Origin of the sequence: Antarcticibacterium sp. 1MA-6-2, assembly GCF_021535135.1 — a bacterium.
Taxonomy (GTDB): domain Bacteria; phylum Bacteroidota; class Bacteroidia; order Flavobacteriales; family Flavobacteriaceae; genus Gillisia.
This window is the reverse complement of record NZ_CP091036.1, coordinates 4,116,924-4,133,268: the sequence shown is the minus strand read 5'-3', so window position 1 is coordinate 4,133,268 and position 16,345 is coordinate 4,116,924. Positions and strand designations below refer to the sequence as shown.

The 16,345-nt window shown below is 40.1% G+C and carries 12 protein-coding genes; all 12 read left to right on the top strand.

Translation table 11 applies throughout. The features are described from left to right. Positions 1–4: 4 nt before the first annotated feature. The 12 genes from LZ575_RS20805 (at position 5) to LZ575_RS20760 (ending at position 16,319) form a co-directional block, all read left to right on the top strand. Positions 5–265, top strand: a complete 261-nt coding sequence (locus LZ575_RS20805) for a hypothetical protein (protein ID WP_235327069.1) — start codon at positions 5–7, stop codon at positions 263–265. Then, complete coding sequence (locus tag LZ575_RS20800) at positions 219–638, top strand: hypothetical protein (protein WP_235327067.1); 420 nt, start codon at positions 219–221, stop codon at positions 636–638. Before LZ575_RS20805 ends, LZ575_RS20800 begins: the two co-directional genes overlap by 47 nt. A 376-nt stretch (positions 639–1,014) precedes the next feature. Beyond that, a complete protein-coding gene (locus LZ575_RS20795; protein ID WP_235327065.1) occupies positions 1,015–1,254 on the top strand; it encodes a hypothetical protein in 240 nt (79 codons plus the stop codon). Next, positions 1,230–4,481 (top strand): immunoglobulin domain-containing protein, encoded by a 3,252-nt coding sequence (locus tag LZ575_RS20790; protein ID WP_235327063.1) that lies wholly within the window; start codon positions 1,230–1,232, stop codon positions 4,479–4,481. Before LZ575_RS20795 ends, LZ575_RS20790 begins: the two co-directional genes overlap by 25 nt. A gap of 179 nt (positions 4,482–4,660) precedes the next feature. Then, a complete protein-coding gene (locus LZ575_RS20785) occupies positions 4,661–5,101 on the top strand; it encodes a hypothetical protein (protein WP_235327061.1) in 441 nt (146 codons plus the stop codon). Continuing rightward, positions 4,983–8,429 carry a LamG domain-containing protein gene (locus LZ575_RS20780; protein ID WP_235330788.1) on the top strand — a complete coding sequence of 1,149 codons (3,447 nt, stop codon included), beginning with the start codon at positions 4,983–4,985 and terminating at the stop codon, positions 8,427–8,429. Before LZ575_RS20785 ends, LZ575_RS20780 begins: the two co-directional genes overlap by 119 nt. Continuing rightward, the gene (locus LZ575_RS20775) at positions 8,341–9,246 is read left to right on the top strand and encodes a hypothetical protein (protein WP_235327059.1); all 906 of its coding nucleotides are present in this window, start codon (positions 8,341–8,343) and stop codon (positions 9,244–9,246) included. The genes LZ575_RS20780 and LZ575_RS20775 overlap by 89 nt, the downstream gene beginning before the upstream one ends. Then, positions 9,212–9,298, top strand: a complete 87-nt coding sequence (locus LZ575_RS24470) for a T9SS type A sorting domain-containing protein (protein ID WP_409187230.1) — start codon at positions 9,212–9,214, stop codon at positions 9,296–9,298. The genes LZ575_RS20775 and LZ575_RS24470 overlap by 35 nt, the downstream gene beginning before the upstream one ends. 148 nt (positions 9,299–9,446) lie before the next feature. Further along, positions 9,447–9,725 carry a SprB repeat-containing protein gene (locus LZ575_RS24465; protein ID WP_409187186.1) on the top strand — a complete coding sequence of 93 codons (279 nt, stop codon included), beginning with the start codon at positions 9,447–9,449 and terminating at the stop codon, positions 9,723–9,725. Continuing rightward, a complete protein-coding gene (locus tag LZ575_RS20770; protein WP_409187185.1) occupies positions 9,631–10,590 on the top strand; it encodes a SprB repeat-containing protein in 960 nt (319 codons plus the stop codon). Before LZ575_RS24465 ends, LZ575_RS20770 begins: the two co-directional genes overlap by 95 nt. After that, entirely contained in the window at positions 10,526–13,459 is a 2,934-nt protein-coding gene (locus LZ575_RS20765) for a SprB repeat-containing protein (protein WP_235327055.1), read from the top strand. Before LZ575_RS20770 ends, LZ575_RS20765 begins: the two co-directional genes overlap by 65 nt. Beyond that, a complete protein-coding gene (locus LZ575_RS20760; RefSeq protein WP_235327053.1) occupies positions 13,440–16,319 on the top strand; it encodes a LamG-like jellyroll fold domain-containing protein in 2,880 nt (959 codons plus the stop codon). The genes LZ575_RS20765 and LZ575_RS20760 overlap by 20 nt, the downstream gene beginning before the upstream one ends. The last annotated feature ends 26 nt before the right edge of the window (positions 16,320–16,345 follow it).

Sequence of the window (16,345 nt, the reverse complement as noted above, 5' to 3'; positions counted from 1 at the left end):
TCCATTGCCATTTTTTGTCAGGGAGGAACTACTTAGCGCTTTGGGAGGATCTTATGGTGGCGGAGCTACTTCAGCCGTTTGGACAGATGGAGGTGCAGGTGGTACCTTTGCCAACAACACAGGAAATACACCTAATACAGCTACTTATACTGCTGCTGCAAATGCACCTAGCTTCAGTTACATTAACGCTTACAACAGCAGGAGGATCTTGTCAAACTGTGAGTGCATCCAAGACATTAACGATCAATCCAAACCCTACTGTTGATGTGGGAAGTTCAATTGCAGCAATTTGTCAGGGAGGAACAACCGCTGCTTTAGGTGGTTCTTTTGGTGGAGGAGCTACATCAGCAGTATGGACAGATGGAGGAGCAGGTGGAACTTTTTCAAATAACTCTGGAAATACTCCAAATACAGCAACATATACTGCTGCTGCAAATGCACCAAACTCGGTTACTTTAACCCTTACAACAGCAGGAGGATCTTGTCAAACAGTGAGTGATTCTAAAACTATAAGTGTAAACCCAACCCCAACTGTAAATGTTGGTGGAGCAATTGCCGCCATTTGTCAGGGAGGAACAATAAGGCGCATTAGGCGGCTCGTTTGGTGGAGGAGCTACATCAGCAGTTTGGACGGCTAATGTTTCGGGTGGAAGTTTTGCTAATAATACTGGAAATACACCCAATACAGCTACATATACTGCTCCTGCAAATGCGCCTTCTTCCATTATTTTAACTCTTACAACGGCTGGTGGATCTTGCGGAGCCGTAAGTGCCACGAAGACAGTAACTGTAAATCCAACTCAGATACCATCTGTAACCATAACTGCTTCTTCTACTAGTATTTGTACAACGGCACCATCGGGCTCTACCCCGGTTACCTTTACTGCTACGCCAGTAAATGGAGGAGCGTCTCCAACTTATCAATGGTTGAGAAATGGTACACCCATTTCCAATGAGACCAAATCAACTTTTACAGCGAATTCATTAGTCGACGGATCTGTGATTTCAGTAAAGATGACGTCGAATGCAACTTGTGCAGCCCCCCAAACTGTAACAAGTAGCAATAGTATAACTATGAAAGGTTATACACCCCCTGCAGCCCCTGTATTTGTTGCCTCATCTGGAAATGTAAATATATCATCAGGCGTTTGTCCTCCCGTCTCAGATTTGGTTTACACCGTTATTCCTGATCCTAATGTAACTTCCTATAATTGGACAGTTCCTCCTGGGTGGAATATTGTTGGGGGAGCCTAAGCACTAATTCAATCACGGTCGAGGTGACCGGAGCAGCCCAATCAGGAAGAAATGTTAATATAATAGCTTCAGCTAAAAACGCCTGTGGAACTAGTTCTCAAAAGACTTTCTCGGTAAATGTAAATAACTCAGCGTCTGTATATGCAGGTTTAGACGCAACTATATGCAAGGGAGGTTCAATTGTACTTTCTGGTGAAAATAACGGTTATGCTCAAAATTATGAATGGACTGCGACTCCAGCTGTAGGAGAATTTAGCAATAATAAATTATTAAATCCAACTTACAATCCTCCACCAGCATTTACTGGTACAATTAGTCTTAAATTAATTAGTACTAAGCAACCAGGCAATGTAAAATGTCCTGTAGTTGCTGATGAGATGATTTTAACTGTTAATGAACCTGCAACAGCAGTTGCAGGAACCGCAATAACCGCCTGTTCTAATGCTGCTGTTAATATTACAACAGGATCATCAGCTTCTAATAACGCTGGTATAAATTGGACTTCTAATGGAACAGGAACAATTGCTAATCCTACTTCTCTTACTGAAGCTACTTACACACCAGGTACTAATGAAACTGGACTAGTAACTTTAACTTTAACAGCTACAGGAAATACTCCCTGCGCAAATGCCGTATCAACAAAAATAGTGACCATATCAAAAGCTCCAACAGCAGTTGCAGGAACTGCCATAACTGCCTGTTCTGATGCCGCAATAAACATGACAGCAGGATCATCAGCAACTAATCACACTGGAATTACGTGGACATCTAATGGAACAGGAACAATTACTAATCCAACTTCTCTTACTACCGCCACTTACACACCCGGTGCAAATGAGATTGGTCCTGTTATTTTAACATTAACAGCTACAGGAAACAGCCCTTGCGCAAGTGCTGTATCAACTAAAAGCTTGACAATATCAAAGGCCCCAACAGCAGTTGCTGGAATTGCAGTAACTGCCTGTTCAAATGCTGCAGTTAATATAACAGAAGGATCATCGGCTACCAACAACACAGGAATTGTCTGGACATCTAATGGAACAGGTACAATTTCTAATCCTACTTCTCTTACTGAAGCTACTTACACACCCGGCAATGGAGAAACCGGACCTGTCACTTTAACCTTGACTGCTACTGGAAATACTCCTTGTGCAAATGCTGCGTCAACTAAGACTTTGACAATATCACAGGCTGCCACAGCTGTTGCAGGAACAGCAATAACCGCCTGTTCAAATGCTGCAATAAATGTTACAGCAGGATCATCGGCTTCTAATAACACAGGTATTGTATGGACTTCTAATGGAACAGGTACAATAACAAATCCTACTTCTCTTACTGAAGCTACTTACACACCCGCCATTGGAGAAACCGGGTTTGTCACTTTAACCTTGACTGCTACTGGAATCACTCCTTGTGCAAATGCTGTGTCAACTAAAACATTAACAATATCACAGGCTGCAACAGCCGTTGCAGGAACAGCAATAACCGCTTGTTCAAATACTGCAATAAATATTACAGCAGGATCATCGGCTACCAACAACACAGGAATTGTCTGGACTTCTAATGGAACAGGTACAATTGCTGATCCTACTTCTCTTACTGAAGCTACTTACACACCTGGCAATGGAGAAACCGGGCCTGTCACTTTAACCTTGACTGCTACTGGAATCACTCCTTGTGCAAATGCTGTGTCAACTAAAACATTAACAATATCACAAGCAGCAACAGCAATCGCGGGGACAGCCGTAACAGCTTGTTCTAATGCTCCAATAAGTATAACAGAAGGATCATCGGCATCCAATTATGGGGATATTCTTTGGACATCGAATGGAACAGGCACAATTGCGAATCCTACTTCTCTTACTGAAGCTACTTATACACCTGGCAATGGAGAAACCGGGTCGGTCACATTAACCTTAACAGCTACAGGAAATACACCCTGTGGAAATGCTGTGTCAACTAAAGCATTGACAATAAATCAGAAAGTACTAATAATATCCCAGCCTAATCCGTCTCAAATAGTTTGTGCAGGTTTCCCTTTCGAATTTGAAGTTGAAGCGACCGGAACCAATTTAACTTATCAATGGCAACTTGATGGTGTAGATATTCCAGGTGCGACCAGTGCTCATTATTCGGTAAGTCAGGCTTCCTCAACTCATAAAGGGAAATATAAGGTATTAGTTAAAGGATCCGATCCCTGTACCGATGAAATTTCCAATGAAGTTCAATTAGAAGTTAATCAAAGTATAACTTTTGCTACTGGTGGCCAACCGACAGCAGAAATAAAAAGCTGCGTCGGAGACAGCAATCCCATTATATTATCCGTTACTGCTGAAGGTACAATTTCTGAATATTTATGGAGAAAAGATAATATTCCGCTTTCGGATGGTGGAAATATTTCCGGAGCTACGACTGCCCAATTAACTATATCCAACCAAACTCCGGATGATTCTGGTAGCTATGATGTAGTTATAAGCAGTCCGGCGGAGTCCTGTTCACAGATTATTTCAAATCCATCTGTTGTTACTGTGAATTCTAAATCGGCTGATCCGACATCTGTATCTACGTCTGCATCGGAAAATGCAATTTGTTTAGGTGATAGTACAGTCCTTACCCTTAATGGCGGTGGGGGTGGAACCGGAGAAGAGATTAGATGGTATACAGATTCTAATGGTACTAATCAAATAGGTACTGGAAATAATTTAGAGGTAAGTCCTGAAGTAACAAGAACTTATTATGGCAGATATGAAGATCCTTCAGAATGTGCCACACCTTCTGCTTTTGCATCTGTGGAAGTCACAGTAAATTATAACTCTACAATTGAATTAACCTCTGCCGAAGGTAGCGATGAACAAACAATTTGTATTAACAATCCTTTGACCTCTATCATCTATCAGATTGGTGGCGGGGGCGATAATGCTGTGCTCACCGGAGACCTTCCTGAAGATGTCATAGGGTTATTTGCTGATGGGAAATTTACTATTAGTGGTACACCTTCAGAATCGGGAACATTTGATTATACTGTTACTACCGAAGGACCTTGTAATCAGGAATCTTTAAGTGGAACAATAATCGTAAATGCCGATTCTGTTATCGCTTTGTCGTCTCCGGAAGGAACCGATGATCAAACACTGTGCATAAATACTTCAATAACGCCCATTTCTTATACAGTTTCAGCAGGTGCAACAAGTGCGAATCTTGTTGAAGAGAGTTTACGGCAGGATTAATAGGAGCATATAACAACGGTATTTTTACCATAAGCGGAACTCCTACTGAACCAGGAACTTTTGATTATACGGTAACTACTATTGGAAACTGTGTTGAAGAAACTCTTAGTGGAACTATTGTCGTTAATGATGTAGCATCTGTAAGCTTAAGCTCTTCTTCGGGAAGTGATTCCCAAACTTTGTGCATCAACAATGGAATAAAAACAATAACATATTCGGTTGGCGGGGGCGCAACAGGAGTTGAGCTCACCGGATCCCTCCCTGAAGGAATTTTACAGAATTATGATTCTGATAATAGGATTTTTACAATCTCTGGTACAGCTACATCGGCAGGAATTTTTGACTACACTATTACCACTACCGGATCCTGTGAAAATAATTCTATAAATGGAAAAATAACGATTCAGGATAATTCCACAATTGGTCTTTCCTCTGGTGAAAACACTACCAATTTCAACGTATGCATAAATGGTGAAATAAATTCCATAACCTATTCTGTTGGTGGAGGTGCTACGGGGGCAAATATTTCTGCAGGCACATTACCAACTAGGTCTTATTGGAAAATACGAGAATGGAAGTTTTACAATAGCGGGAATACCAACAGTTGCCGGAACTTTTAATTACACTATTACTACTACAGGACCTTGTCAAAATGCTTCAGTAACAGGTTCTATTACTGTGGATCCACTACTAGTTGGAGGAACTTTATCTTTTGGATCTGTAGGAAGAATTTTTATGATTTGCGAGAATCCTTCTAAAGAAAGCTTAACTCCTCTTACCTTAAGCGGGATCACTGGTCACATAAAGGTTTGGAAATACAGAAAAAGTTCTAGCACTTCTTGGACTCCGATTCAACAAAATGGCAGCAATTTTACTGGATCAACCTTATCCAGAGATCAAATTTTTGCTTTAGGTCTGAATGAAACTATTTCATTCCAGGTTGAAATTGAAAGTGGAGCTTGTACACCGAATGTTTTATCACCACGAGCTATATTAAGTATAGTACCCTCAGATATTGAGCCTGCACCCGTGACTATAACTCCTGGAGTGGTATGTTATGGTGCTAATGTTACCCTCAGCTCAAGTACAGGATATGCAAGTGGAGGTGATATTGGAGGAGGAGAATTTGATAACTCCTCTATTACAAATCATGGATGGAGAGTTAAAAGAGATGGAAACAACACTGATCTGGGCTTTAACTCAGGAGCAAATAACACCCGACCTGCAATTTGGCTTCGGGTAAATCCACATGAGTTTTCAACAGCAAATGTAAATAATCCTACAAATAATCCTCCCGATGTTACCTGGGATTCCAATCCATCAAATCAAGGCAACAAAGGTTTTGCAATTATATCTGGTGCCAATGCTGCTACTTTAGAAACACCTGTTTTTAATACTTTTGCAATGGAAACTGGAAAGCTAACTTTTGATCAGGCTTATAATTTAACTTCCGGAGCATCAATAAGTGTGGATATTTCTACTGACGGTGGAGCAACCTATCAAACTCCTCCCCTATATTACAAAGCAGGGCCAGAAAGCAGTGGCTACTTTAATGGATTCAGTGCAGGAGATTCAGACAACCAAATCAGCCTTAATTTAGAAAACTATTTAGGGGAAGGGAATTTGAGAATACGGTTCCATTTTATTGGAACCAGAGTTGGTGATGTTTGGGCTATAGACAATATGGATTTACCTGATGGCCCCAACGGTGTTGGAATGGTTTGGAGAGATTACACTGATCCTGCAGCTCCAATAACCATTGGAACAAGTACTTCAGAACAATGGCAACCAAAAATTATAGGATGGAACACTTTTGAGGTAAGAACGACTCTTCAATTAAATTCTGAAGGACAAGCTTGCCAAAGTATTGAAAATTTTGAACGGGTTAAAGCCTTTGTATTCGACACTTACACCGCAACCGCAACTGCAACTGGTGGCAGTTGTGGAAATAGTAGTACAAAGTTAACAGCAACTGTTGTTAGCGGTACCAAAGGTGCTATGGCAGAATTTAACACTCCAGGATATACCACTCCTGATGGTTATACAGGAAAATGGGAAGTTACTGGGCCAAATGGGTATTCTTATTCTGCTTCACATTTCACCCCAGCAGTGAATGATCCTAATGCCGTTTTTACTCCTAATTATCAGGGAGAGTTTAGCCTTAACTGGAAACTTACTCCCACAACCAAAGGAGAAGATGGAAATTTAATAGAAAATCAAACCTGTCCTCCGGCCAGTACTCCCATTAAGGTAACTATTCAAGATTGTTCTAAGTTAGATTTTGATGGAGTAGATGACTTTGTGGATTTAGGCGAGGAATATACCGGAGACTACAGCATTGAAGCCTGGATACGGCCAGAAGCTGCTACCAGTACAATTATTAGTACTCTTCAATTAGAAATAAATATGGCAGATCTTTCTGGCTTGGTAATACCTAATAGTCGATGGTATCATATAGCTGTGGATTCTGACGGAAAACTTTATGTAGATGGAATATATACTGATAAAAACATTTCCAAAGCTGGTACAACAAGAGCATTCATTGGAGCAAGATGGAATGCACCTAATCCTGAGAATTTCTTTTCTGGATGGATTGAAGAAGTACGGATTTGGAATGGTAAAATCGAGCAGGAGCAAATTCGATTTTTAATGAATCAGAGGCTTCAAACTGGTGCGAACATAGGGGTTAAAATACCTATGCCTGCACCTGGCTTGCCCTATTCAAGCTTGTCTGGCTATTACCAATTATTAGCTAACAATATACTCAATGGAGGATATACACTAGATTTAGCTGGTAATTCTGTTAATGGTAAGCTTAGGAATATGGAAACGTTGCAGGAGAATACTGCTCCGTTACCTTACACTTCAGCGGCTGATGGAGATTGGACTACCCGAGCTACCTGGACTCAACCTGTGGTGTGGGATTATCCAAATAGTACTGGGTACAACGGAACACCTATAGAGTGGAATATAGTAGAGATTTCTCATAATATTGAATCTCAAGCAAAAGATATTACAGTTTTAGGACTTATCTCTGTGGAAAACGAACTTACCATCGCCGCTCCGGGCGCTCAAAATGAATTTAACTCTGGACAATTTTTAAGGGTTAGTCATTACCTTAAATTGGACGGAGGAATTGACCTTGTAGGAGAATCTCAACTACTGCAGGACCTGGAAAGTATTGTTGACCTCCAAAGCTCAGGCTGGCTTGAAAGAGATCAACAGGGAACAGCAAACAGCTACAACTACAATTACTGGTCTTCGCCAGTGAGTTCAAAAGCTGGAAATATTCCTTATACTATTAAAGGTGCAATGAAAGATGGGACAAATTCCGCAATTGGGGCTTTTGCAGATTTACAATTTGGAACTCCATATGCACACGCAGACGGAGCAGCTGCAAATCCCCGAAAAGTAAGTAGCTATTGGCTAAACTTATTTCACGGTAATGAAAATGTATATGCTGAATGGATTAAAATAACTGAAGACACGGGAATTCCTGTTGGTGAGGGTTACACAATGAAAGGTACTGCTGGAAATGCGGCAATCTCCGATAGACAAAATTATACTTTTAGAGGTATACCAAATAATGGCACAATTCATCTATCTATTGCAGCTGAACACAGTTATCTTATCGGTAATCCATATCCATCGGCAATAGATGCAAATGAATTTATAAAGGACAATTTAGAAGATGTTGCGCAAGGAAAAAATGACGGAAATTCATTTAATGGATCCTTATATTTTTGGTCACATTTTGCCGGAGGAGATACTCATATACTTAAAGAATATATTGGAGGTTATGCAGTTTATAATTTAGCAGGGGGAGTGAAAGCCATAGCTAATGATTATCGGATAAATTATGAAGCCGGAGGCTCAGGTGGGGAAGTGCCAGAACGATTTATACCTAGTTGGACAATCCTTTTTTATAAATTCTACATCTGTTGGTGAATGGAATCAAAATAATTCAACCAACAATCCCCCTGCTATAACCGGAGGTGATTTAGTGTTCAGGAACAGCCAAAGAATATTTGAAACAGAAGGTGATCACTCTGTTTTTCATAAGCCAGAAATAGTGGTTAAAGGAAACAAAGAAGTCAAAGATCATTTGGATAAGAGAACGAAATTCTGGTTGAAGTTTAAATCTCCAAAAGGTTATCACAGGGAAATACTTGTCGCTGCAGATGAGAATACTACCGACGGATTTGACCTGGGTTATGATGCTCCTATGATTGAATATAACATAGAAGATATGTTTTGGTTAATTGGTGCTACTGAATTAGTTATCCAGGGAGTACCTGATTTTGACAAAGCAAGAGTAATTCCTATGGGACTTGTTATAGACGGTACTGAAGACTTTACTATTGAAATTGCTAAATCTGTAAATGTTCCGGAGGGTATGGAAATATTCTTAAAGGATAAAGCCACAGATAGTATTCACGATCTAAGAAAGACTGACTATGTTTCTACTTCAGAGCCTGGTTACATCAACGAACGCTTCGAGATTGTCTTCTTTAAAGAGGATCCAAAAATTGAACCTAAACCAGAGGTTCCTGGTGAAGAGGTAGACTATGGAATAGATCTTTCATTTAGACATGCGCACGTGGGAAGAGAACTTCAAATCCTTAATCCTAAACAGGTTCCAATTAACGAGCTTCTTCTGTTTGACATGAATGGTAAATTAATAACAACCTATAAAAATATTGCACACGAGAAGGAAGTGAGATTGCTTAGTGAAGAATTACAGTGCAGGTGTTTATATAGCTAAATTATATTCTGAAAGTACAGTGATAACAAAGAAAATTATAATTCAAAATTAATAAGATTCTTCCTACAAATAGAGGTAATATTGATAGATCTAGTGTATTTGGTCGAAAAATGATGCTTTTAAACGGTAAATTTTTCGGCTAAAACGCTTGTTATTAAATTTTTATATATACTTTTATCCACTATTTCTAAATTTAGTGGATGGGAAAAATTACTTTTCTGGCAAGAACCTCTTTGCTAATAATTTTTCTTTTAGGTTCTTCCCTCTCCTTTTTAACGGCAAAAAATACAAAGACAGTGGAAATTACCATTTCCGGAACTGTCCTGGATGTATCTTGTTCCGGCGTTAATGACGGGAGTATCTCTGTTAATATTTCCGGAGGGGTTGCCCCTTATACCTTCACCTGGACCGAACTTAGCCAAACAACAGAAACAGTTTCCAACCTGCCTGTTAAGTTCCTATACCATCACTGTAACTGATAAAGAGGGAAGTTCTACATCCAAAACCTTTGAAGTTACAGAACCCGCTCCCTTACAAATTTCTCCTTCCACTACAACAGAAGTAAGTTGTCATGGAGCTAGTGATGGTTCTATTACAGCAGGAACCGTTTCCGGAGGAACAGCGCCTTTTGAATATTTTTTAAATGGAGATTTTAGTTCTACGAACACCTTCTCGGGACTTACAGAAGGAACTTATACTCTTACAGTTAAAGATGCTAATGCGTGTGAAATCTCTCAGGAAATTATCGTTTCTCAACCTGAAGCTCTTACCATGGCTGCTCCGTCTTTTACTGCAATTAGCTGCAATGGTGGGAATGATGGAACTGTAACAGCAGGAACTGTTTCCGGAGGAACTGGATCTTACCAGTATAAACTAAATGATGGCACCTTTGGAAGTACAAATTCATTTTCAAACCTTTCTGCTGGAAATTATATATTAACTGTTAGGGATCAAAACGAATGTGAAACTTCTCAGGAAGTAACAGTAACTCAACCTGATGCTCTTAGTATGACTGCTCCGTCATATACGGCTGTCAGCTGCAATGGCGGGAATGATGGAACTGTAACAGCAGGAACTGTTTCTGGAGGAACGGGATTTTATCAGTATAAAATTAATGATAGCACCTTCGGAAGTGAAAATTCATTTCCAGACCTTTCCGCTGGAAATTATATAATAACCGTTAGGGATCAAAACGAATGTGAAACTTCTCAGGAAGTAACAGTAACTCAACCTGATGCACTTATCCTTGCTGCCCCAACTTCTACAGGGGTTAGCTGTAATGGTGCAAGTGACGGTACAGTTACCGCGTGCTGTATCTGGTGGAACCGGAACTTACCAATATAAATTAAACAATGGCAACTTCGGAAGTGCCAAATCGTTTTCAAACCTTTCCGCAGGAACTTATACCATAACAGTTAAGGATGCTAACGCCTGTGAAGCTTCTCAGGAGGTTATTGTTACTCAACCTGACGCTCTTAGCATGGCTGCTCCAGCATTTACTCCGGTAAGCTGCCATGGTGGAAATGACGGAACAATTACAACAGGAACAGTGTCCGGTGGAACCGGATCTTATCAGTACAAACTAAACAATGGCACCTTCAAAAGTGCAAATACTTTTACCAATCTTTCTGCAGGTACATATACTATAACAGTTAAGGATGCTAATGCCTGTATTACTTCTCAGGAGGTAATGGTAACGGAACCGGAGATTTTAAGCGCCACAGTTTCTTTTACTGATATTACCTGTAATACTGCAAACGATGGTACAATATCTATTTTATCTCCTATAGGTGGTTCAGGTGCTTACCAATACAGTATAAACAGTGGTACATCCTGGCAGGACTCCGGAATTTTTACCAATTTGAGTGACGGTACCTACCCAACCTTAATAAGAGATAAATCTCATCCCAATTGTAGAATCTCCCTGGACACGCACCTGGAGATTACCCGCCCTTTTACACTAAGGGGTGATATTTCCGGTGAGAACGTGAGCTGTAATGGGGGTTCTGATGGTAGTATAATTATCTCCAACGCTACGGGGGGATATGATTCATACGAGTTTAGCATAAATGGCACTACCTGGCAAACAAGTGAAATCTTTGACAATTTACCTGTAGGAACTTATTCAGTTCAAATTCGTGATGCGGTAAATCAGGGTTGCACAGAAATTTTGGATCCGGCATTTGAAATTACTGAACCCGCTGAACTATCTGCAACTATTGTGTCTAAAACCGATGTTTTGTGTAATGGTTATGCTACAGGAGCAGTTACTGTTTCGGCCACCGGGGGGACTGCTCCCTATACATATTCATGGGGTTCATTAGGAGCAGGGGATACAAAGACTGATCTGCCTGCAGGAACATATTCGGTAACAGTAAAAGATGCTAATGGTTGTACAACTGCACCTCTTTCCGTTACTATTACCCAGCCGGAGACCTTTGTAGAAATTACATCTGTTTATACCACATCCGGTTGTTACCAGCAAAATAACGGAACTGCAAGAGTAGAAGTTAGCGGTGGAACAGGAAATTACTCCTTCTTATGGAGCAATGGGCAAACAACTCAAACTGCTACCGGACTTGCTCCCGGAAATCATACGGTAATAGTAAAAGACGGAAATGGCTGTGAAAAAGCCAGAACTGTAACGGTGTCTACTCCTACTCAATTGAAGATCACCGGATTTTTGACTACTGAAACCACATCCTGGGGATCGGCAACAGGAACTGCAACTGCACAGGTTAGTGGGGGAAGTCCTAATTATACTTTTAAATGGACAGGTGTTGGAAGCAATAGCCAAACAGGGCAAACAGCTCACAACCTTCCTGCCGGGACTTATACGATCACAGTAACCGATGCCAATGGGTGTAACGTTACTAAAGAAGTAACCATAATAGATGCTCTGGATGCCATTATAATTCCCACCTCAATTTGTGAAGATGATGAAAATTTAATTAGAACCTCCTATTTTAAAGTAGATAATCTTACTGCCAGAGGGGGAACAGGTCCTTATACTTACCAGTGGAATTTTGGTAAGGCAAGTACACCATCGACGGCAACGGGTCCAGGAATTCATCGTGTAGAATATTCAGAAATTGGTGACAAAACTATTTCTGTTATAGTTACTGATTCAAAAGGCCTGAAGTTTACACAAACTATAATACAGTATGTAGGTGGCTGTTTTGCCGATGATTGTGGTTCAAATGATTTGAGTGCAGACGACTATTTCATCGGTGATAGTAATGGTAACGAAATTACTACTGCAAATTGCGATGATGTCCAGCAAAAATATCTTTACGTAAGGGTACCGAGCAGCCCGCATAGATATTCCTTATACATAGAATATATTTATTCCCTTGAGAATATTGATACTGGAGTAAAGGAAAATTTTAAAGATTTTGGCTGTTTTTATGATCGTACAGATATTCCCGACGTAGCACAAACCATCCCTATTGATTATAGTTGTGGAAAAATTTTAAAAATAGAAGGTATTTATTTTACCTTCTCCAATAATAAAAAATGGAAATGTGGAGAAGGTCCCGACCCTAAATGCTATTCTACTAACAATGAAGCAACGGTAAGATCTCCTTTATATGCTGTAGCATTTCCTAATGAGCTTCTATGTAATGGAGGAATAAACGGAGTAATAAATGCCAGAGCGTCTGGAGGAAGTGGAGCTTATACTTATAAATTGCTTTCTTCTACAGGAAGTACCGTTAGAAATGCCCAAACTTCAAGCAGCTTTACAGGACTTCCCGCAGGAAAATATAAAGTTGTTGTTAATGACGGAGTAGAAAATTACACTACTGTCGAAGTGGAAATTCGACAACCCTCTAACCCCCTTTCTTTGAAGTTGACTTCAGAAACAGGTATTACCTGTTATATGGGCAGTGATGGTACTGCTACTGTCCTTGCTGAAGGAGGAACTCCTAATTCTACAGGAGACCCTTATATCTATGTTTGGAGTAACGGCCAAACAACAGCAACAGCAACAAACTTAACTGCAGGAGAATATACTGTTAGAGTCATTGATGCTAATGGATGTGAGTTGACTTTACCTGTACAAATTGCACAACCTGCACAAATTCTTGCAGTCGCAGGACCTGATCAAACCTTATATTGTGGAACTACCACTACACAATTAGAAGCAGTTTATACTTCTGAAGTAACTCCAGGGCAGACAGGGGAATGGACTATTGTCAACGGACCTGCTTAGTGGATCTTTTGCCGACAAGAATAATCCCACAACCACATTTACAGGTGCCCAGGGAACATATACTTTGAGATGGACTGTTCCCTGTGGAGGTAGTGATGATGTCAAAATTTCGGTTAGTTTCTGCAGTACTTTGGATTTTGATGGTATTAATGATCATATTATTTTTGGAGATCATTTTAACCCTTCTGAAAATTTTGCTCTTGAAGCCTGGATCAAACCCAATCCCAATACTTCCGGCGGTATAAAGACTATTTTATCCAAACGCAATATTTCCGGATTAGCTGAAGGAGGATATGATCTTATTATAGAAAATAATATTCCAAAATTTAGATGGAACAACAGCACTCTTGTCTCTCAATATCCCATTGGGACAGACAGGTGGTATCATATTGCTGTAATTAAAGGTGGAATAGACGAAGGTTTATATGTCGATGGAATTAAAGTAAATGCCAGCGGCACATCCCCCGGAGTACCATTGCCTGTTGTTCATCCCTTCCTTGTAGGTGCTGCATACAATACTGCTACTCCTGCCAACCCTCTTAATTATTTCCATGGTTGGATAGAGGAGGTGAGAATTTGGAATGTTGCACTTACCCTGGAACAGCTTCACTTCATGATGAATCAAAGACTCCAAAATAACTCCGATAAAGTTAAGGGTGTGGAAATACCTTTCAATGTGCCCGGAGAACTCTCGTGGACTTCCCTATCCGGGTATTACCAAATGGAAAAGGTTGAAAATGGTTATACTTTGGGAGAAGTGACCAATAGTCCAAAAGGTAATTTGATTAATATTACGACCATACAGGAAAGAACCGCTCCTTTACCTTATATTTCAACCCGTGCAGGAAGCTGGTTCAGCGATGCTACCTGGTTAAGACCGCAGGTGTGGGATCCTCCGGGAAGCAAAGGAATTGACGGTACTACAGTTATAGACTGGAATATCGCCAGTATTTCCCACAACATTAATTCCGGTGGTAAAAACATTAAACTTCTGGGATTACTTTCCAAAACGGGAAAATTAACGATTGCAAATCCCGGGGAAGCATTAAACGAAAAGAATTCCGGTCAAAGTCTCACGATTACCCATTATCTTCAGTTAAATGGATCGATTGACCTGGTTGGAGAATCACAGTTATTACAAACAGATATTCTTTCCAGAGAAGACATAGAGCCTGAAGATACAGCTCTGCCCCAAAGTATAATAAGCGTCTTAGCGGAGTCCAGCTCTGGATTTATTGAAAGAGACCAGCAGGGAACAGCCAATAGTTATAATTATAACTACTGGTCTTCCCCCGTGTCCCTGCGGGGGACTCCCAATAACTCCACCTATACTATAGCATCTGTTATGCTTGACGGAACAAATTCCAGTACTCCAAAAGGCCTGAGTTTTGGAGGACCCTATTGGTTTGCTGACGGTGCTTTTACTACCCCAAGGAAAGTGAGTAATTATTGGTTGAATAAATTTAGGGGCACTGCCAACGTATATAGTGAATGGAAAAGAATTAGCCAATTTGACACTTTAAGGGCAGGAGAAGGCTATACTATGAAAGGTACTTCCGGGGCTGCAGCTATAGAAGATCGACAAAATTATGTCTTTACAGGAAAACCTAATAACGGAACAATTTCTTTAACGGTGGGACAGGAGCAAAATTATCTTTTGGGGAATCCATACCCATCGGCGATTGATGTGAATAAATTTATTCTGGACAACCTTAGCAGTTCTGATGTAAGTGGAGCAACAAACACTGCTAATATTTTTAATGGAGCAGTGTATTTCTGGGATCATTTTTCCGGTGGAGACACTCACATATTAAAAGAATATATTGGCGGTTATGCTACGCGAAATTTAATAGGTGGAGTTCCGGCCATCTCAAGTGACGAACGGGTTATGGCAAATGATAGCATTGGAAATAAAATCCCAGGACGGTATATTCCTGTAGGACAGGGATTTTTCATCAATACTTCTTATTATCCTGAAGATGCCATGGATGTAACCGTAGTTGGAGGAAACGTTATATTTAGAAATTCACAGCGGGATTTCGTACGGGAGACCAGTGGTAATGAAGGTGGTTCCCTTTTCCTTAAACCTGAAGTTCATTCAAAATCTACTGAGAAAACAGATCTCCGTCCAAAGATTCGACTTGATTTTAAATCACCTCTCAACTATAACCGACAAATCTTTGTAGGTGCTGATCCTAATACTACAGATGGTTTTGATCTTGGATATGATGCTGCTTTAAATGACAATGTTCCCGAAGATATGTACTGGCTCATTAATTATGGCGAATATGTTATCCAGGGAGTACCTGATTTTAATCTGAACAGAGTGCTGCCTTTAGGAATTAAAACAACAGAGGAGGGAGATTTGACTATAAAGCTTAACAAAGTTGAAAATCTTGATGAGAAGGTTAATATTTTTGTGAAGGATCTTGAAAATAAGACTTTCTGGAATCTTAAAAAAGGAGACTTTACAATAAACCTTGATCCTGGGTTCTACCACGAAAGATTTCAAATTGTCTTTAAAGAAGATGTAGTATCTGAAATACCTGATGAAAAAGAGGAACCTCAAAAACCTGGAGAAGGCACGGGAGAAGAAAAGCCAGGGGAAGAGGTAAATGGGGAAATTTCTATAAAATACATTTCCGATTTAAAAGAACTGGTTATACAAAATCCAAAACAGGTAGAGATCATAGATGTATCAATTTACAGCCTTGGAGGCCAAATCCTGGAAGATCATAAGAACCTTCAAAATCCTAAAGAAATTGTACTTCCCGTTCGTAACTATAGTTCTGCAGTATACCTTGTAAAATTGACCACTCCTTTGGGTGTTATACAGAAGAAGATTATCATAAACAACTAAAAAAAAGCCCGGAAATTTCCGGGCTT

Coding starts and splice junctions, on each gene's coding strand:
- LZ575_RS24465 (WP_409187186.1), top strand. CDS start 9,447: ATGGGAAAAATTACTTTTCTGGCAAGAACCTCTTTGCTAATAATTTTT.
- LZ575_RS20775 (WP_235327059.1), top strand. CDS start 8,341: ATGAAGCCGGAGGCTCAGGTGGGGAAGTGCCAGAACGATTTATACCTA.
- LZ575_RS20765 (WP_235327055.1), top strand. CDS start 10,526: ATGGTGCAAGTGACGGTACAGTTACCGCGTGCTGTATCTGGTGGAACC.
- LZ575_RS20795 (WP_235327065.1), top strand. CDS start 1,015: ATGACGTCGAATGCAACTTGTGCAGCCCCCCAAACTGTAACAAGTAGC.